Annotated in this window: 7 protein-coding genes and 2 pseudogenes; 6 read left to right on the top strand and 3 right to left on the bottom strand. The window is 56.7% G+C overall.

Translation table 11 applies throughout. The features are described from left to right. Positions 1 to 22: 22 nt before the first annotated feature. Together BMW46_RS12870 and BMW46_RS12865 are read right to left on the bottom strand one after the other, a co-directional pair. A complete protein-coding gene (locus BMW46_RS12870; RefSeq protein ID WP_074709072.1) occupies positions 23 to 3,946 on the bottom strand; it encodes a toll/interleukin-1 receptor domain-containing protein in 3,924 nt (1,307 codons plus the stop codon). A gap of 87 nt (positions 3,947 to 4,033) precedes the next feature. Continuing rightward, positions 4,034 to 4,144 (bottom strand): annotated as a pseudogene (locus tag BMW46_RS12865) (integrase core domain-containing protein); the annotation flags it as partial. A gap of 721 nt (positions 4,145 to 4,865) precedes the next feature. On the opposite strand from BMW46_RS12865, the gene pglW reads away from it, so the two are divergent. The 6 genes and pseudogenes from pglW (at position 4,866) to BMW46_RS12830 (ending at position 19,828) form a co-directional block, all read left to right on the top strand. Beyond that, positions 4,866 to 9,074: a BREX system serine/threonine kinase PglW gene (gene pglW, locus BMW46_RS12855; RefSeq protein ID WP_074709071.1), complete on the top strand. Its 4,209-nt coding sequence runs from the start codon at positions 4,866 to 4,868 to the stop codon at positions 9,072 to 9,074. Next, complete coding sequence (gene pglX / locus BMW46_RS12850; protein WP_074709070.1) at positions 9,071 to 12,730, top strand: BREX-2 system adenine-specific DNA-methyltransferase PglX; 3,660 nt, start codon at positions 9,071 to 9,073, stop codon at positions 12,728 to 12,730. Before pglW ends, pglX begins: the two co-directional genes overlap by 4 nt. Positions 12,731 to 12,755: 25 nt before the next feature. Next, positions 12,756 to 16,454, top strand: a complete 3,699-nt coding sequence (locus tag BMW46_RS12845; protein ID WP_074709069.1) for a BREX-2 system ATPase PglY family protein — start codon at positions 12,756 to 12,758, stop codon at positions 16,452 to 16,454. After that, on the top strand, positions 16,451 to 18,646 hold the full coding sequence (gene pglZ / locus BMW46_RS12840) for a BREX-2 system phosphatase PglZ (RefSeq protein WP_074709068.1): 2,196 nt from the start codon (positions 16,451 to 16,453) through the stop codon (positions 18,644 to 18,646). Before BMW46_RS12845 ends, pglZ begins: the two co-directional genes overlap by 4 nt. Further along, positions 18,643 to 18,819: pseudogene (locus BMW46_RS15835) on the top strand (hypothetical protein); the annotation flags it as partial. The gene pglZ and the pseudogene BMW46_RS15835, both read left to right, overlap by 4 nt. A 127-nt stretch (positions 18,820 to 18,946) precedes the next feature. Then, a complete protein-coding gene (locus tag BMW46_RS12830) occupies positions 18,947 to 19,828 on the top strand; it encodes a hypothetical protein (protein WP_177171095.1) in 882 nt (293 codons plus the stop codon). An 85-nt stretch (positions 19,829 to 19,913) separates the two neighbouring features. Here BMW46_RS12830 and BMW46_RS12825 read toward each other — a convergent pair whose 3' ends face one another. Continuing rightward, the gene (locus BMW46_RS12825; RefSeq protein WP_143121467.1) at positions 19,914 to 20,480 is read right to left on the bottom strand and encodes a hypothetical protein; all 567 of its coding nucleotides are present in this window, start codon (positions 20,478 to 20,480) and stop codon (positions 19,914 to 19,916) included. Positions 20,481 to 20,646 lie beyond the last annotated feature (166 nt).

Below are 20,646 nucleotides of genomic sequence, written 5' to 3'. Positions count from 1 at the left end.
TAACGCCCCACCTTGAAAGACATTATTCAAACAGGGGAGCAAGCCAGGCAGGCACTTGAACCTGTTCATTCAAAATCCGCTGCTTGATTATTTGTAGCTTGGCTCTGGTTTCCGCTGCCTGGCTTGTGTCGAGTGCATCAAGGTAAACTGCCAGGTTGTACAGGCTAACTGCCAGAACAGGGCCGTGGGCAGCAAAATTATCGCCGGCTAGTTTCTCATAAATCTCCACTGCGTGATGGATGACTCGCAGGGCTCCGCACTGATCCCCGCTGCTGCGCAAATTGGCTGACAAGTTGTTCAAGCTAACACCCAAATTGGGTCCATGGACGGCGAAGTTTTTTTTCACCAGTTGCTCATAAATCTCAACCGCCCTTAGGGAAGCCTGCAAGGCAGGGCCAAGCTCCCCTTTCTCGACTAAGCGATTTGACAGGTTATTCAAACTGGATGCCAGCTCGGCACCGTAGGTGGGGAAGTGGCCCGTCGCCAGTCGCTCATATATCTCTACCACCCGTAAGTTAGCTTTTAAACCTTCGTCATGTTCCCCATTGTCAGCTAAACGAAGTGACAGGTTGTGCAGATTCATTGCTAGAACGGATCCGTAAACTGCAAAGTTGTCTGCCGCCAACTTCTCAACAATTGCAACGGCTCGTCGACTGATCTGTAAGGCCGTATCCCGTTGTCCGCTCTCAGCTAAGCGACTTGCCAAGTTGTTCAAGCCGCCCGTCAATTGGGGTCCGTAGGTGGCGAAATTATCCGCCGCCAGCTGCTCATAAATTTCCACCGCTCGCAGACAAACATGCAAACCAGCCTTTTGCTCCCCGCTCTCGGCCAAGCGACTCGATAGAATGTTCAGGGCCCCTGCCAGAGCAGGCCCGTGGGCGGCGAAGTTGTCCGCTGCCAGCTGCTCATAGATTTCCACCCCTCGCAGGCAAGCGTGCGTCGCCCTCTTTCGCTCCCCGCTCTCGGCGAGGCGAATTGACAGGATGTGCAAGCTCCCTGCCAGATCAGGTGCGTAGGCGGCAAAGTTGTCTGCCGCCAGCTGCTCATAAATCTCCACGGCCCGCAGGCATGCCTGCAAGGCCGCGTTCCACTCCCCGCTGTTACTCAAGTCAGTGCAGAGGTTGATTAGGCTCATTGCGAGATCGGACCCATAAGCAGCAAAGTTTTCCTGCGCCAACTGCTCGCGAATCGCAATCGCCCGCTGGATGGCTTGCAAGGCTGCGCCATGCTCTCCGCTCTCGGCCAGACGATTCGACAGGTTGTTCAGGCTTAGTGCCAGAGCGGGTCTGTGGACAGCAGAGTTTTCCTGCGCCAGCCGCTCATAAATTGCCACCGCCCGCTGAATAGCCTGCAAGGCTGCGCTATGCTCTCCGTTGTTGGCTAAGTGAACGGAGAGGTTGGTCAGACCTCCTGCCCAGTCGGATCCATATGCGGCGAAATTTTCCTTCGCTAACTGCTCATAAATTGCCACCGCCTGCTGGATGGCCTGTAAGGCCGCACTATGCTTCCCACTCCCACGCAGGTGATTCGCCAGGCTATGCAGACTTGTTCCAAGACCGTACCCATGGGCAGCAAAGTTATCTTGAGCCAACTGCTCGCGTATTTCCACCGCCCGCAGACAGGCATCCAAAGCCGCACCAGACTCGCCGTTGTTGGCTAGGCGATTTGACAGGTTATGCAGGCTCGTTGCCAGATCGGGTCCGAAGGCGGCGAGGTTTTCCTTAGCCAGTCGTTCATGGATCTCCGCCGCAGCCTGGATGGCTTGCAAGCTTTCCTTTCGAGCCCCACTGCCGGCTAAATGATTCGATAGATTGTTCAGGCTCATTGCGAGACCGGACCCATAAACAGCAAAGTTTTCCTGCGCCAACTGCTCATGAATCGTCACCGCTCGCCGAATGATCTGTAAGCCCGCCTCCCGTTCCCCGATCTCGGCCAGGCTAATCGAGAGGCTACTCAGGCTCGATGCCAGATCGGGTCCGTAGGCGGAGAAGTTGTCCGCCGCCAACTGCTCATAAATCGCGACAGCCCGCTGACTAGCCCGTAAACTCGCCTCCCGCTCCCCGGTCTCGCCTAGACGTAGCGACAGGCTGCGCAGGTGTAACGCTTGCGTTTGTGGCAAATCAGCGTGCACCAACAATACTCGTTCAACTGCTATTGCCAAAGGTAACAGCGTACGTTCCAGGTAGTTTCGATTCAGAGCGAAACTCAACCTTTCGCATCGCATTCGTTCTTCGCACACCCAATCAATCAGGCTCGACAAAGGCCACCGCTGGCCCAATACGTTCTGTGCATCGTGAATCAGCCGTCCGAATATCGAACTGGCCTCTGCAATATCCACCGCAGCTTCTAGTCCCACGTATTGCCACTGACCGGACTGATCTTCTGCCAGTTCGGTTAATGCGTAATGCAGCAGATCGGCGGCGAGCAGGTCGGGTTGTAGTGCAGGGATAGCGCCCTGTACCCATAGGCTGGTATCTATAAGTTGACGTAAGGCGGGAAGCTGAATGTCCAGCTTCAGCCTTGTACTTTCCTCAATCAACTGGCGTAACACCTGGCCCTCAAGCTGCCCTGGTATCACAGCCAGGGCGCGCAGCATGACTAGGCTGTTTTCATCGATATTCCGTTTCTTCGCTTCTTTCCTTAGTCGACTAACTTCGTACTGTTGAGTTAGTACGCGAATGATAACGTTTCCATTCAGTTCTCTTGCAGATGGGTCGAGCATTAAGCGGATGGTCAATGCCAGGATAAATAGCGGGCGACTGCGCAGCTCGGCTTGGCACCCCCATTCCTTAAAACCTTCTGCCGACATGGGAAGCGATGGCGGGGACACGTGTCTGAGTTGATGTATTCGCTGCCAGGATTGCTGAAATAAACACCACGCAGCTGATTCATCCATAGCCAAGCTTGATAACGCAATGTGAGGAGCAACAAGGCTTTGTGCAGTTTGCGGGAGTTTTCGCAGAAAATCTCCATTTCGCCCCAGCAGTAATACTCGCAGCTTACGTTGAGGTGGCGGCATAACCGCAAAGGCTTCCAGGAGGGCAGTTACTTTTTCTGGACGGTGCTCCGGATAATCAATAATTAGCAAGGTTCCTGACCTACCTGTGTACCAGCGCCCTTCCAATCCTTGGGCTTCACCTGCTTGCCATCCTTTTTCCCTCAATCGGGTACCGAATTCAAAAGCCAAGCGGGTTTTACCCACCCCAGCTTCTCCTATTACCATGCGGATACTAATTCTGCCGTGAGCATCCGCCCAGTCATGCAGGACTTTCAGTTCCTGTTCCCGCCCAAACAGAGGAGTAAGGCGACTCTTCCAGTTCAACAGATATTCGATACTGTCAGGATTGGGACTGGCGCTGAGATCGGGAATACAGAGGCAAGATTTTCCTTGCCCCTCCCTAATTTGATACTCTTCTTCTTTCTCCCGCCACTCGATATGCAAACCGCTGAGCCAGTCATTGAGTGTTTGCAGCAAATCGACGGAGGGATGCACCTGTTCACGGAGCAACTGGCGCAAATTGCCAGGTTCTTCTCCTCGAACCAACGCGGCTAGGATACGAAAGGGCAGCGGGTCCTTTAGATCATGAAATCGCAGCGCATTTGTACCCTGTAGAAAAATGGAGAGTTTGGCAAGGTCCTCGGGAGATGCGCCCGGGAGGAGTACCGGAATAACGCAATCCTGACGTTGCTGGATTTGACGTCGCAGAGCTGCGTCCGCCTCTGCTTGTTGGTAAGGACCAACGCCTTGTGTACCAATGAAGATGAGGATCGTCTGGCTTTCAGTTAATCCATTTTCGAGATTTCTCAGCCATTGGTCACGAGGCAGGATGTCCCATTTATCCAGAAAACAGTGCAGGCCCTGGGCTACCAATGCGGCGGCGATGGATTCGACAGCAGGTTTATCGGCACTGTTGTGGGAGATAAAGGCGTGATATTGATAGTTCAATCAATCTTTCCTTTTATCAATATGAATTGTTGCGAATTTACTTCTTTTTAAGAGACGGGGATACCTTATAAGAATTCTCCTATTAACTTAGGAATAGGTTATGGACAACATACGGCAGTTGGCTGCGAACTCTGCTGGAGTTCGGTAATTTAATGCGCTGTGTGGTCGATGTTCGTTGTAATCGCGCCGCCAGACAGAGAGCAGATGACAAAATCAGCCATCACCGCGCTCTTCCCTATCTCCGAAAAACGACCGTTTTAAGGAATACGAACAATTAAGGAAGCACGTGGGAGACCGGTAGGAATACCTCGAAGATCGGTGTACTTAAGTCCAATTGTTAGCAGAGTAATAGAAAGAAAAAATAGCAGCGGAAATGCACTGTCGTGCGCCCTGACAGAATTTGCTCGCTCCTCGCTTGTTTACTGCTTTTGCCTCCTTCGCGACCTAGGTAGTGCACCCTTACCAATATTGAAAGATAAAGACGTCACATTGATAGAAGACCTCGGACCGCGATGGTAGGAAGACCCATGCGAGATCCAGCTCTTTTGTATAAACTGTGTAATCAACTGTTGAGCTTGGTATTTCTTGGCAGATAACCTGAGATGGGCTACGGCATGGAGCGGGGCATATTGAAGATGAAGCTGTGCGCCGCGATGGCTGGCTACATCCTGCGCAAATGGAGCGTGGACTGCTCACCGGCCCACAAATTGAATGGTCCAAACACAGGCTCTGGCTCAGAAATCACTTAGCGCTGTATGGCGTCGGAAGCGCGGTATTGGCTCCCGGCTATGAAAGCCCAGAGCCCGTCGAGCCAGAACAAGATTGCGACTGACATGAACCCTCAACCAAACAACAGAGGAAAGATGGGGCCGACCGTTCGAGGTCGTACTCACGGCGTCACTACGATCGGAGGTTGCCGATGAGCGGGCGCTGGAAGACGATTTCGCCGTCCCAGTTTCCGTGGGAGCAAGATGCACTCGACTTTGTGCAGCGCGCGCTGCCTAACCGTGAACCGTTCAGGGCCTATAGCAACTTCGAGTTTGTTGCCGACGACGGGAGCATCAACGAAGTCGACCTGCTGATCATTTCGCGCTACAGCATCTTCCTCGTTGAGATCAAGAGTCGCCCTGGGGAAGTCAGTGGCGATTCGCACACCTGGATCTGGCGAGACGGCGCCCGTGAATACTTTGACGATAACCCCTTGCTGCTCACAAACCGCAAGGCAAAGAAGCTCGCATCGCTGCTGCGCAAGCAACTGACCGTTCAGAAACGTCGCACTCCCTACATCCAGTCCCTGGTCTTCCTGTCCGACTCTGCACAACGGTGCAAGCTCACCGGTCCTGCTCGGGAAAATATCCACCTGCGGTCCGACATCGCCAACAAGCTGTTTGATGAAATGGCCCCGGTTGCCAGCGGGCAGCCAATTGACCGTGATCTGGCGACGTCGTTGAACCGGGCTCTGGAGACCATCGGCATTCGACCGCCGCAGCAGAGCCGGCGTGTTGGCGACTACCAACTCGAGCAAGTCCTCGCTGAAACAGACTTTCACCAGGACTGGCTGGCCAAGCACATATCGCTGACCAACCTGCGCCGTCGTGTTCGTCTTTACACCGCCAAGCGCACGCTCACTGCCGCCCAGCGCTCGATGCTCGCCGACGCAGCTCGGCGCGAGTTTCAGTTGCTGGAAGGCATACGCCATCCGGGCATCCTGCGCGCCTCAGACTTCATCGACAGTGAACACGGGCCCGCCCTGATCTTTGAGTACGACGAAGGACTGCAGCGACTCGACCACTTTATCCGGGCGCAAGGGGAACACCTCGATCTCTGGCAGCGGTTGAAGCTCGTCCGCGCCATTGCCGAAGCGCTGGATGCTGCGCACCGCTACCGCCTCTACCACCGAGGTTTGTCGCCGCAGACCATCATGGTCAGGACGGTGGGTGCCAGCTCGTTCGATGTCACCATCTTCGACTGGCAGATCGCCACGCGCCAATTGCAAGAAGCCGAAGGCGAAACGACCGGAACGCTGCACGTCGAAATGCTCTCGGACCGTGTGGCTCAGGAGATCTACCTCGCCCCTGAAGCGCGCATCGCGCCCCGGCCCGACTCCATCAAGCTGGACCTTTTCTCGCTGGGAGCCATCTCGTATTTCGTGCTCGCGGGTGAGCCGCCTGCCATCAGCGGTGATGAGCTCGTCACCAAGTGCGAACAAGGGCCTGGACTCACGTTGTCGGCCATGGTCAACGGCTGCCTGGCCGAGATCGAAGAACTCATCCAGTTTGCCACTTGGCCCTCGCCTGATGACCGGTTCAGCTCGACCAACGAATTCCTGGCCGCCCTCGACAAGGCAGAAGAAGCCCTCGAAGACGCCATGACCGCGCCCGCATCACCGCTGGCGTCGCCGCTGGAGGCCAACACCGGCAATGAGCTCAACGGCTTCGAAGTCATTCGGCGACTCGGCAAGGGCGGTACCAGTCTGGCCCTTGAGGTACGGCGCAAGAGCGTAGGACAACCGCGCCAGGGTGTTTTCAAGATTGCGTTGGAGCCAGACTACAACGAGCGACTCAAGCGCGAAGCCGAGACGCTGGTGCGCCTGCAGCCACACCAGAACATCGTTCAGTGCTTTGAGCGCTTCGAGATCGCGGGGCTGGCGACCTTGTTCCTCTCCTCTGCGGGCGAGGAAACGCTAGGTGAACGTCTGCGGCAAGAAGGTCGGCTGGGTTTGGACCTGCTGCAGCGGTTCGGTGAGGAGCTGATTTCGGTTGTGGAGTACCTGGAGCGCGAGGGCGTGCCCCACCGCGACATCAAGCCAGACAACATCGGTATCCGCCCGGGAACCGGCAAACGACTCACCCTCACGCTGTTTGACTTCTCGCTGGCGGGTGTTCCGGCCACCGATCTGAACGCGGGCACACGGGTCTACATGGACCCGTTCTTGCGCAAGCGCGGCATGTGGGACGGGTACGCCGAGCGCTATTCGTGTGCGCTGACCCTGCACGAAATGGCCACCGGCACCTTGCCCGAATGGGGCGATGGCAGCGCCGACCCCGCGACCCTGAAAACCGAGATCGCTCTTGACTCAGAGCGCTTTGATGCGTCGATTCGCAAACAGGCGCTGGACTTTTTTGTCCGGGCACTGGCCCGCGACCACCGCAAGCGCTTCGACAATGCAGAGCAGATGTTGCGCGAGTGGCGCAAAGTATTCGAGAACGTCTCGCGACCTGTCACCACCCATACCACTCAAACACCCCAAAGCGACCTGCCCTTCGGTGACGAGCCAACAGCCATCGAAGGCGCCATCACGCCGAGTACGCCACTCAGTGCGCTGGAACTGGATTCTCGCCACCTCGAATTGCTCGATCGGATTGGCTACGATGAACTGGCCACCGCAGGTGATCTGGCCGACTTGCCACGCAACAGGCTTTATCGTCACCGTGGCATCGCCTTGGCAGTGGCACGCGAACTGCACCAAATTGCTGACCGGCTGCGGCAACAGTTTAGCGGCGGCGCGGCCAAGGACGAGCACCCCGCCGACACCACGGTGGCCAAGCTGTCGGTGGATGCTGCAGCCGCCTTGCTCGTGCCCAAAAAAGGCGACGACGTACAACTCCAGGCTCTGGAAGCTTGGCTGGGCTTGAGCACTCAGGCAGACACCTCACCCCTGGCCGAGGACCTGTTGCAGTCGATGGCCGAGCGCATGTCACGCCAGCCAGAAGTCACGCACCTGCGAGACGATGTGGCCCTTGTTTTGGCAGGATTGGGCGGCATCGCGACGGTTGGCGAAATCGCCACCGTACTGCTGGCCCGGCGCGGCAGCGTTCAAACGGGGCCAGCACGACACAGCGAGGCCGAAGCGCTAACGCGCGCCGTCATCACCGTCGAGCGCACCAAGCAAGCAGCCCGGTGGCAGTTGGTCAAGCGCGATGCCAACATTCGTCCGCTCACCGAGGCACCGCAAGTCGATGACCTGGTGGTCGCCACCCTCGCCAGCAGCGGAGCAACGGGACTGTTTCCCTCATCTCCCGAGGTCCGAGCCAGCTATGCCGTGGAGCTAGGTAATGCAGCCGACCGCCTGGCGCAACAAGACCCGCTGCCATCTTCACAACAAGTGACAGACACCTTGTCGCGTGTTTCGCCCCCAGCGGGCGACGCAGGCCTGAGCTCTGATCGACTGATCCGTCTGGCGGCCGCGTGCGCCCAACAGGCCGCTTTGTCTTCACGCCTCGAGTTTTACCCAGCCCGCTTGTCTGCCGCGCGGGCCGTCAAGCTGGCCACCAATTCGCTGCTCGGATTGCGTCAGTTCGACCTGGAGACCATCAGGCGTCGGATCTTTGCCCGCTACCCCGAGGCAGCGCCGTTGCCCGGCCCCACAGAGCTGGAGCAACTGCTCAAGCATGCTGGGCTGGAAGTGAAGTGGGACGGTGCCAAGCGCGCTTTTGTCACGCTCGACTCAGCGAGCATCATTTCGGGCACCACACAGATTACGCGCTTCAGCACCAATCACCGGCCACGCACCGCAACCGCACCGGATGTACAGGCCGCTCTGCAGATCGACGAGCGCATCAAGCACGCCTTGAGCAGCGGCAAATTGCTTACCTTGTCTGTCGATCCCAAGGGCCTCGCTATCGCCCAGCGCGAACTGTCGCTGCGTTTTGGTCTGAAGGTTATTGACTTCGACGAGGTCGTGCTCACTCTGCTCGAGGCACAAGCCAAGGAATGGGATGTTGACTGGAACATCCTGCTGGCCGCCGATGCCGCGCCCGCTGGTTCGGTGGATGCCCAGAACTTCGCGACCGTGCTCGGCGAAGTCTGGCCCAAGGTCGAAGCGCAACTTCTGCAGGACGATCAACCGGGCCTGTTGGTCAATCTCGGCCTGGCCGCACGCTGGCAGCGGATGCCGCTATTTGCCAAGCTGGCCGATGCCTGCATGTTCGGCAAGCGCCCGCCGCTGATTGCCTTGATTGCCAGCCCGCTGACGCCTGACAACCGCCCCGTGCTGGATGGCGAAGCCGTTCCGGTTACCATCAACACAACAGACTACGGTCGCATCCCGCGCGCTTGGCTCGAAAACGCCCACCGCACGGACGGCAGTCCAGCCGCCAAGACTAGCACGAAGTCAAAACAAACATGATCAATCGCACCAAACTGCTGGCAGACCTGAAGGTCCAGGTCCGAGACCTGGAGAGCAATCTACGTGCACGCTTTGCCACTCATGCGGAGTACAAAAACCGCCTTACAGCGGACTGGCAAGCGGCGCGTGACGCTGGGCGCATGTCTGAGGCCCTGGAGACGTGGGCTGAAGCGCAGTTCACCCAGTCCGCCGTGGCTTGGGTTCTGGCATGCCTGTTCGTTCGCTTCTGCGAAGACAACGACCTCCTCGACGCGCCGCTGATCGCCCGCACGGATACCCGAGGGCAATCCGCCGTGGCGCGACAAGAGGCCTTCTACCTTCAAAACCCGACCGCATCGGACAACGACTACCTGCGCGACGTTTTCGCGGTGGCGAGCCGCCTGCCTGGCCTGTCGGACGTCATGAAGGTCCAGCGCGCGTTGCTGACAGCACCGGTCTCTGCCGATATGGGCAAGCAACTGGTTCGGTTCTTCCGCGCCAGCAATGCCGACAGCGGGGCACTGGTTCACGACTTTGCAGACCCTGACTGGAACACGCGATTCCTGGGCGATCTGTACCAGGACCTGTCCGAAGCAGCGCGGGAACGCTATGCCCTGCTGCAAACGCCAGAGTTCATCGAGTCCTTCATCCTGGACCGCACGCTCACGCGTGCGCTCGACATCTACACACTGGAAGAAGTCGATCTGATCGACCCAACCTGTGGTTCGGGCCACTTCTTGCTTGGCGCCTTTGAATGCCTGGCCCCGCTATGGCTGCGCAAGCGACCGGACAACGTCAATATGGCCTTGCAGGAGGCGCTGGACCGTATTGCGGGCATCGACCTGAACCCTTATGCGGTGGTGATCGCCCGGTTCCGACTGCTGGTGGCTGCGCTCAAGATGGCACAGGTGCACAAGCTGCGGCTCGCCCCGGACTTCCATCTTCATATCGAGACAGGCGACAGCCTGCTGCACGGATTCGATCAACGTGACTACACGCGGGCTCAAGTTTCACTCGCGTTGAATACGCCGCAAGAAAATCTGGCAATGGGGGCTGACCACCTGTATCAGCACGCCTTTGCGGCGGAAGATTTGGCGGCAACAAACTCGATCCTTGGCCGCAAGTACGCAGTGGTTGTCGGTAACCCGCCGTACATCAATGTCGGTGATGCTGCCGTTTCTTCCCTTTATCGCGAGAGATACGAAAGTTGTTACCGACAATACGCTTTAGTTGCGCCTTTTTGCGAACGATTTTGGGCATTGTGCCGTTATCAAAACCAGAGCCAACGTTGTGGCTTTGTGGGATTGATCGCCTCTAACTCGTTCATGAAACGAGAATTCGGCAAGAAGCTGGTCGAAGGTTTTTTTCCAAAAATTGATTTGACGCATGTCATCGATTCGTCGGGCGCCACGATTCCTGGCCATCAGAAAGACACCGTCATCATGTTCGGTCGGGCAAGAGGCCCAACCAGCGGAACGGTGAGAGCTGCATTAGGCATAAAGGGCGACCCAGGCATACCAACATATCCCGCACTTGGTAGTGTTTGGCAATCGATTGTTCATCAAATAGACCTGCGAGATTCCGTTACAGAGTGGATTAGCGTCAGTGACCAATCACGCGAAAAATTTCATGTGCATCCCTGGTCACTTAAAGGCGGTGGCGCAACAGAACTCCTAGACAAAATGAATCATGTTGGCAGTACATCCCTATCATCTTTAGCCGATGTTTGGGGCGGAACTGGCCGTACAAGCGCTGACGATGCCTTTATTGCTGAGCAAGGGACATTCAGTAGATTTCAAATTGAATCAATAGCAGTGCGCCCATTGATTGAAGGGGACAACGTCAGGGATTGGAGTATTCGCTGTCAGACGGAAGGTATTGTTCCGTATGTAAATGGAAATTGCCTAGCCATTTCAAATACACCCAACCTACATCGCTATTTGTGGCCGAACAGGACTTTTCTTGGAAATCGCGCCACTTTTGGTCAGGGGACATACTTTTCTGATGGAAAACAGTGGTGGAGTTGGCACCAAATTACGGTTAGCAGGCTTGAATACACAAACGTGATTTCATTTGCCGAAGTTGCTACGAATAACCATTTTGCGCATGACTCTGGTGGCAATGTATTTAAGCAAACGGCACCTGTGATCAAGCTATCTTCACAAGCTAGCTTGAACGACCATTATGGTTTGCTTGGCTTATTGAATTCATCGACGGCGTGTTTTTGGTTCAAGCAAGTTTGCTTTCAAAAAGACACCAAAAATGGATGGGACGAGCGATATGCCTTTGACGGCACGAAAGTTGGGCAGTTTCCGGTCGCTGCGCAGCGACCAACTGTCAAAGCGCGTGAAATCGATCGACTTACGACGCAATACTCCAGCCTACTTCCTAACCAGTTACTAAAGACATCTGTGCCAGGTCAATTAGAAATTGCTCAATCACGTACCCAGGCGACGCGGGTGAGGAACGAAATGATTTCGTGGCAGGAGGAATTGGATTGGGAGATCTACCAGTACTACGGCGTACTGGACCAAGACCTTACGTATAGCGGTAACCCGCCAGAAGTTAAATTTGGTGAGCGTGCGTTTGAAATTGTCCTGGCTCAAGACTGCGCGGCAGGCAGCAAGACCACCATTTGGTTCGAGCGACACAACGGCATCCCCACTACGACAGTACCGAGTCACTGGCCGCAGGACTACCAGGATTTGGTTGAGCGCCGCATTGCTGGCATTCGGCGCAATCGAGATCTTGCATTGATTGAACGACCTGAATGCAAGCGACGCTGGGCCGCTGAACCGTGGGAGACATTGGAGAAGGCTGCGTTGGAGAATTGGCTGCTCACCCGTCTGGAAGCTCCCGACCTTTGGCCACGCGACGCAAGTCCCGCCCCCAGACTGCGCTCGGTACGCGAGTTGGTGGATGCACTTTCTGGCAACGATGAGTTCCGACGGGCTATTGATCTTTACGCAGGATGGGGGAGTGACGCACACGCCACTTTGGCTGCACTCATCCAGCAGTCTTGCGTGCCCTATCTGAGCGCAATGCGCTACAGCGAAAGCGGTTTACGCAAGCATGCAGTCTGGCAAAAGACCTGGGCATTGCAGCGGCGTGAGGATGCGATTGATGCGGAGGTTGTTCGACAGATGGCTGGCGCCGCAGCTGAAGACATCTCGAACGAGCAAGAGCGGCGCAAGAAGGCGGAGGTCGGCGCGATTGCTGTTCCACCGAAATACAAGCCGGAAGACTTTCGTGAGGGGGCCTACTGGAAATCGCGTGGCGCACTCGATGTTCCTAAAGAGCGTTTTGTGAACTTTCCGGGTCTGGAACGAGGCAACGACGCCGGAAGCCCAATGCTGCTATGGGCCGGCTACGACGCCAAGGCCCGCGCGCTAGCGCTAACCAGCTACCTATACGAGATGCTGCAACGCGAAGGCGTCGACGCCGCCCGCTTGACGCCTGCCTTGGCTGGCCTGGACGAACTGCTGCCTTGGGTACACCAATGGCACCCAGAGATTGACGACGACCTGAGCATGAGCACAGGCGACTACCTGCAGGGCTTGCTCGATGCACAGCTGGCTCAGCACGGATTGACGCTGGAGGCAGTGCGCACCTGGCGCGCCCCTGCGCCCGTACGCCACACACGAGGCAGGCGTTCCAGCGCAGCCGTGCAGCCCTGACACGAATCACGAGGGATACAACAACATGCCAAAACTACGCGAGATATTTGACCTGCCCGAACAGGTCCACCAGGGCGACTTTGTTCTTCGCCTGACGGACGGCTTGAATGCCCCTGCGGAAACCGTGCGCGACTACATCGCCACCCCCCAATTGGTGAGGTGTTTTGACCAGGCTCTCGGGGTGGTCAAGGGCGCGATCGACAGCCGAATGAGCAAGGGCGCGTACCTGCACGGCAGTTTCGGCTCGGGTAAGAGCCACTTCATGGCCATCCTGTCGCTGCTGTTGCGTGGTGACACCACCGCCCGTGGCAAGCCCGAGTTGGCCTCGGTGGTGTCCAAGCACAACGGCTGGACGCAGGGCAAAAAGTTCCTGGTCGTGCCGTACCACATGATCAATGCCGAAACGCTGGAATCGGCACTGTTCTCGGGCTATGCCGAGCTGACCGCACGCCTGCACCCGAACGCACCGAGCCCTGGCTTCTACCAGAGCGAGGGCATGCTCAACGACGCGCAGAAGCTGCGCACGCAGATGGGAGACGAGGCCTTTTTCCGCACCCTGAACGGTGCGACCGGTGCGGCCACAGGGGGCGGCGGCTGGGGTCGTGTCGCGCAGACCTGGGCCGCCGCACGCTTCGAGGTCACGCTGAAAGTGCCTCCCGGCAGCCCAGAGCGCTTCCAACTGGTCGGGGCGCTGACCCGCGCCTTCTACGGCAGCGTGAGCCACCTGTCTTCCTCGCAGCGTGAGATGTACACCTCGCTCGACGAGGGGTTGTCGGCGATGTCACATCACGCCAAAGACCTGGGCTACGACGGCATCATCCTGTTCCTGGACGAGTTCATCCTTTGGCTGGCCAGCCGAGCCGCCGACGTGGCCTGGATTGCCCGCGAAGGACAAAAGGTCGCGAAGCTGGTGGAGTCGAGCAACGCTGACCGCCCAACGCCCATCATCAGTTTCATGGCCCGCCAGCGCGATCTGCGAGAACTGGTGGGCGAACACATGCCCGGTGCGGAGCAGTTGTCGTTTGCCGACACCCTGCAGTATTGGGAGGCTCGCTTCGACAAGGTGAACTTGGAAGACCGCAACCTTCCTGAGATCGCCAAAAAGCGCCTGCTGCGCACGCGCGGCCCCGCTGAGGAGACACTGCTTAAAGGTGCCATCAACAAGCTGCTCAGCAGCCAGCCCGAGGTGCTGCAGACCCTGCTGACACGCGACGGCGATCAGCAGATGTTGCAGGACCTGTACCCCTTCACGCCGGCGCTGGTTCAAACCTTGATCACCGTGTCGTCGATGCTGCAGCGCGAACGCACCGCGCTCAAGCTGATGCAGCAGATGCTGGTGGACAAGTCCGACACGCTGGAGATTGGCGACGTCATCCCGGTGGGCGATCTATTCGACGTGATCGCCGACGGCGACGAGCCCTTCACCCACGGCATCAAGCTCTTCTTTGAGCAGGCCAAGCAGCTCTGGCGTCGTCGCTTGCTGCCGATTCTGGAAACCCAGCACGGTGTGACCAGGGAAGACATCGAGTCAGGCAAGGCCGATCCCAAGAAGGCGGCCGCGCTGCAAAACGACGCCCGTCTGCTCAAGACCCTGGTGTTGGCGGCACTGGCGCCCGAAGTTGAAGCGCTGAAGAACCTGACACCGACCAAGCTGGCTGCACTGAACCACGGCACGATCCGCACGCCGGTTCCCGGTAGTGAGGGCATCACGGTACTGACCAAGCTCAAGCGCTGGGCTGGTCAGGCGGGTGAGATCAAGATTGCCGACGACTCGCCGAACCCGACCTTGTCGGTGGAAGTCGCCAAGGTCGATACCGACGCCATCCTGGCCAACGCGATGTCTTTCGACACGCAGGGCAACCGGCAGGCGGAAGTCAGGCAGTTGATCACCGACGGTTTGGGCTTGGCCGATGTCGGCTCCAGCCTGCTGCCGCCCGAGATGGAGATCAGCTGGCGCGGCTCGCGCCGCAACGCAGAGATCCTGTTTGGCAATGTCCGTGAGCAGTCTTTCGACACCCTCAAGGGCCGTGAGGGGACGTGGCGCATCCTGATCGACTTCCCGTTCGACCACCAACCCGAACACGGACCACAAGACGATGTGGCCAAGATCAACGGTTTTCTTAACGACGGCCGGGTCGGTCGATCGATGGCCTGGCTGCCGTCCTTCCTGTCCCCCAACACCCAGGACCAGTTGGGGCGACTGGTGGTCATCAATTTCGTCCTGCGTGGCAACAACCTGGACCAGTACGCCAGCCAACTGTCGCAAGCCGACCGTGAGCAGGCACGCGTACTGCTGACCAACCAGCGGGACCAACTGCGCCAGTTCATTCACAATTGCCTCTACACGGCCTATGGACTCAACAGTGTGGCTCAGGAGGCGCTGGACCCCGCACAAACCGTCGACGAACACTATTTCAGCCTCGATCCGTCTTTGGTGTTGCGCCCACCTGTAGCGGCCAACTTCAAAGACGCGTTCGAAAAATTGGCCGAGCAAGCCCTCGACTACGAGTTTCCGGCCCACCCGCACTTTGACGCCGAGCCCAGGCCGATTGCGGTGAAACGCCTCGCTGATCTGATGGTGCTGGCAGCCCAAAAGCCGGCCCATCGGGTCGAGCTCGAAGCCTCGCTTCGGGACGACGCCAAGCGCATTGCTCCCAAGCTTGATCTGGCCGAGGTGGGCGAAGCAGCGCTGCAGTTGCGCGATGACTGGTCGCAGCACTTTGCCCGACAAATCGCCCAGCAGTCGGGCCGCGAGCCCACCGTGACTGACCTGCGCCGCTGGCTCGACCTTCCCGACCGGCGCGGCCTGCGCGACGACCTGCAAGATCTGGTGATCCTGACCTGGCTGGCCAAGAGCAATCGCTCCCTGTACCACTTCGGCCAACCGTTCAAGGGCGAAATCGGCAACGTGCCCAACGAATGCGAGGTGCGCGAGCAGCCCTTGCCGACAACGGCAGAGTGGGACAAGGCCACCAAGCTCGCTGGCGAAATGCTGGACCCCGCCATGGCGGCGCTGTATCGATCAGCGCCAGGGCTGGTTGAATTTTCACGCGCGGCACGCAAGCGCGTGACTGACACTGCAGCTCATTTGCCGAACTACCTGCGCGTGGTCGAGCAGTTGATGACATTGGTGCAGACCGATGTCGTCGCCAGGGGCGAGCCTGCCCTGCGCAAGACAGGTGCGACACGTCTGCGCGACTGGTTTGTCGCCATGGAGTCCAGCAGCTTTGAGATTGACCTCGTCAACATCGTGTCGAGACTGGATTTCAGCACCGAGGAAGTCGCCGAAGCCAAGGCGGTTCTCGGTGGTGTGCAGGCGCTGGCGCGTGTTGAGGCCAAGCACTATCTGATCAACAGCCTGCGCTCGATCGCGGGCGGCAGCGGTGAATTCGCACCGCGTGCCAATCAGATTCTGGAGGGTCTTGCGCACGCTGTTCTCCGCTACGAATACGTCGACGGACTCCAAACCGCCGTCGCCCAGTTCGAACGCGATGCGGGAACCCTGCTGGCTGATGTTGCCAACCGGGCAACGCCACCGACCCCGCAGGCTCAGCCCACACCGGAGCCAGAGCCGGAACCCGGCATGAAAGCACCGCAGCGAATGGAGCGCGCCAGGCTGGTCAAGACCGATGCCCTGCAAGCATTGGCCGATGCACGCGCGCTGCTTGAAGGGCTGGGCGAGGTCAGTGTGGATATTCAGATCGTGATCCGGGAACAGGAATGAAGGTCCCAGCGCATCAGATCAGTCTTCAGGCCAAGCAGGCCCACGAGGCGGACCCGCCGGCAAGGTTCATCCTGCTGCGACTGCCGCCAGATGCCTTTGAAGGTGCAGCGGTGGATGTGAACGCCGAGAGCTGGCCAGTCTCGGCCTGCAGCTCGCCACTGTCCGTTCGCGACGCCATGCGACGTCATTCGATCAGCACGACACCCGTTGTCCTGCTCTTCTCCGGCGACGAGGGTGGCTTGGGCGCTGACGTGTTGGCTCGCTGCGCCAAGCGGCGCGCCATCACACACGACCTTTGGCAGACCGTCTTGGCGCTGTTTCGGGCGGCGCACATTGATCCGCGATTGGCCCGCCACCGATGGTTGGCTGAGCTGCTCGTGCGATACATGCCAGCAGAGGGATATGCCCCAGTTCGGTCACTCGTCTTGGATCAGGACCGCGCCTGGAAAGAGCTATTTCGTGTTGTCCTGGGCTTCGAGTCCTATCCGCCGACCGAACTTGACCTGTTGAAGTGGGCTGGTGATGCCCAACGGCGAGATCAGTTCAAGAGCCTGGAGGACACCGCCCGTCAGGAGACAGTCCAACGGCTGCGTGAAACGCTGGGCGACTTGGTGAGCTTCGTCTTTGCGGCCATCGACACGGGCAGTGCCGACGAGCTGGTTGCCATTGCGATGCTTTGTGAAGCCTTGGAGGATAAGACCGCTGGCACAGAAGCGAATCGGGCGAAAGTCGCCGCGCGCCTGGAAGTCCTGTTTGATGGTCTGACGATCTCGTCGCACACGACGCACCAACTGGCAGGAGCCGCCGACGCTTGGTTCGAGCGCGCCACGGAGGCTGCCAAACAGCAGCAGGTCGCACGGTACGAGTCCTTGGTGACGCAGCTGAAAGCAGAGTCACTGGCGGCGCACGCACGGTACGGAAGCGCAGCACTGCGCGAAAAGACGAAGGCATTCGCCAGCGCCCTGAACGAACTCAACCTGTCCCAGGCCATTTCGCGATTTGGTCGTCTGATGGCCCATCGCGGGCCAGTTCTGAACAGCCGCTCGGAGCTTAGGTGCAAGATGGCGGTGCGCTTGGTGAGCTGGCTCACGCAAACTGCCACTGCCTTTCCCTCAGCGTTGAACGCGCTTGCTGAGCAATATCGTAACGAGATTGCCTGGGTGGACTGGGCGCAAACGGTACTGCTGGAAGGCGATGACTCCGCTGACTTGGCAAACGCCTACGGACTGCTGCGAGAGAACACGCGCGTTCGAAGGGACTTATTTGATCGGCGATTCGCCGAATCGCTGTCGGCCGATCAGCCAAACGGGACATCGTTGATTCCGATCGAGGACGCGCTCGACAAATGCGTCGCACCGGTTGCTGCGGCTGGTCGCAGCTTGCTCATCGTGGTGGACGGTATGAGCATCCCCGTTTTCTTGGAGCTGCACCACAGCCTGTCCGAACATGGTTGGGTTCAGTTCGAACGTGCCGAGGAGTCATGCTCAACCTTGTTGGCCATGCTGCCTTCCACGACAGAGGCATCGAGGACTTCTCTGCTTTGCGGTACCCCTTGTGCCGGTTCGGCATCGACGGAGAGGTCAGCATTCAGTGCCTACCCGTCGCTCGTGGCCCTGTCTGTTGCGGGCAAGCCGCCGGCCATTTTTCACAAGCGAGACTTGCTCGACAGTTCTGGCGTCACCCTTTCGGATGATCTGAGAACGGCGCTGAGCGACACGCGGCAACGGGTCGTAGCCGTTGTGATCAATGCGGTGGACGATCACTTGATGAAGTCTGACCAACTTCGCCTTCGCTGGGACATTGCCCAGTTCAAGGGGCTGGATGCGCTGTTGGCGGAAGCACGGTCCTCCGACAGGTCCGTGACATTCACTAGCGACCACGGCCACGTGCTTGACCAAGACACGATGATGCAGGGAGCCAGTCCGAACGCTCGATGGCGCGAACCGAATCTGGAGTCTTATCCCGGCGAGATTGCCCTGAAGGGCAAGCGAATCAAGACTGCCAGTGGCCTGGACGAGGTTGTGTTGGCTTGGAACAACAAGTTGCGTTACGCCAGCAAGCGAAATGGGTACCACGGCGGCTGCGCGCCGGCTGAAGCGCTGGTTCCTATGGCCACCTACCGCTACGGAACCAAAGCTGTCGATGGCTGGATTATTCGAGACGAGACGCCGCCCCACTGGTGGCAAGCATGATCGAGCTGGATTCAGGAATCAAGGAAAAACGGGTATGGCAGATAGAAAACCCACAAGTACAGCACATAGAGGAAGCCTTCAGGGAGTGCTTCTGCATCTTTCGGGACTATCAGCGCGAGTACGTCTGGACGGACAAAGAAGTCCATCAACTGTTGGAGGATATCAACGAGCAGATCGATGCAGCTTCTACGCGCGAATACTTTATTGACACTGTCCTGGTACCACGCTGGCGAAGTCATGGCCAAGCAGGTGGAGCTCGATGCCGACCACCGGCCGCCCAAGCTGCAAGGATAGCCAGCTTTGGATCGCTGGAAAATCTACGCCCGTACCGTTACCTTAGGTATTCATATGAATTATGAAAACAGAGTAGTAGCCTACATTGATATTATTGGTTTTAAGTCACTACTTGATCAAACAGTTAAAGATAACCAAGACGATATTGAGAAAATAAAACAGATTATCCGTGCTTATGACTTGATCAAGGAGATATTGGAAGAGGATGCTGAGCTTAATAAATTATTAGCTAACAAGAGTTCAAGACAGGTAACTATATTTTCTGATTTGATTGTTATTTCTTTCAAAGCAAATGAGCCGGGTGAGGTTTTTTATACATTGCTACAAATCAAGCACATCATCATGGGATTGCTAAATTTAGGATTACTCTGCCGGGGTGCTGTGACTAAAGGTAAGTTGATTCACAAAAATGAATATATATTTGGGCCTGCCCTTGTTGAGGCCTATATGTTGGAAACCAAGGCAGCTCTGTACCCTCGGGTAATTCTAGAGCGTAAGATCGTGGAAATTGGAGCAAAGCATCGCAGCCCGGGTCACATCCTTAGCGAAGAACGTAAATATGTTGAATCATTACTCGAAATGGACTCTGATGGGATGTATTACGTGGACTATTTTTTTAAAGCTCATCAAGAGCTTGATGATCCAGATTACGATTTTCCCGCTTATATTGATAATCTTGGAAAGATCATTCGGAAGGGATTAATGAGTTCTACGCATCATTTCAAAGCAGATATACGAATCAAATATTCTTGGATGCGGGAGCGTTACAACGAAATGGTTGATACAGTGACAGGAAAAAGAGAGATTGCGGGATTACAACGTATGGGGTTATCTGAATTGGCAGAGTTTTATTCGAAATTGAACAAAATCAGTGGATATAAGCATTGAATGTTAGAGGAGTTTAAGATTATGAATTGTGCTTAGGACTCGGATCACCCGAAGTGTTTATGCTGAGGGACGTGCGGGATCATTATCAATCTCTATTTCCGAGGGTCATTCTACCTAATTGCCTTGCCCGCTCGCCCTTGATGTACTTAATTACTTCATCTGCCTCGGGGGATGATTTCGCTATCAAGCCCTGCCAATGATTATTTTCACGGAAGCCAAGGATGCTATTAATCTCTGATGCAGGTATTGAAAGCTCTATCATCTCGCGGAAAAAGAATATCAATCCCCACGTTTCGCCATCCCCATCCATACCCCAAAGTTTCTCGGCCAATTCCAGGCTAACAATAGATTCACTGAGAACACCTACCCTGTTAATCTGTCCACCTTGTCTGAATAGGAATAGGCATTGACGCGGAAACATCTTGAATGACTGACTCAACCGTTCAAGCTTAGCGCCCCATATATATACCGTTCCTTTCTCGCAAACCAGCTCAAGTGCTTGACGAATTTCTACGTCGACCAGGAATCGTTGGATGTACTTTAAGTGGATTGGTTTTTCTAAAGTACCTTTCGCATTCCTTCTAGCGAAAGGATTTGTAACTTGTTGAAGCGCAACCGTAGGCATAGCCATCAAATTATTATCTAAAAACAATACCGATTGCGAGGTTCATACATAACAATTATATTGAATATGTTGCAATAAGGCTCATCCATAGCGTACGGTGTCAACGGCAATTTAAAACTGATACAGTTTTTTCGACATCGGCAATTGAAATTTGATACACCCATCTGTGGTATTAATGGTATTGCCGATGATT

Source organism: Nitrosospira multiformis, from assembly GCF_900111585.1.
Classification (GTDB): Bacteria; Pseudomonadota; Gammaproteobacteria; order Burkholderiales; family Nitrosomonadaceae; genus Nitrosospira; species Nitrosospira multiformis_B.
Note: the sequence above shows the minus strand (reverse complement) of the source record. Positions and strands in the feature narration are given on the sequence as shown.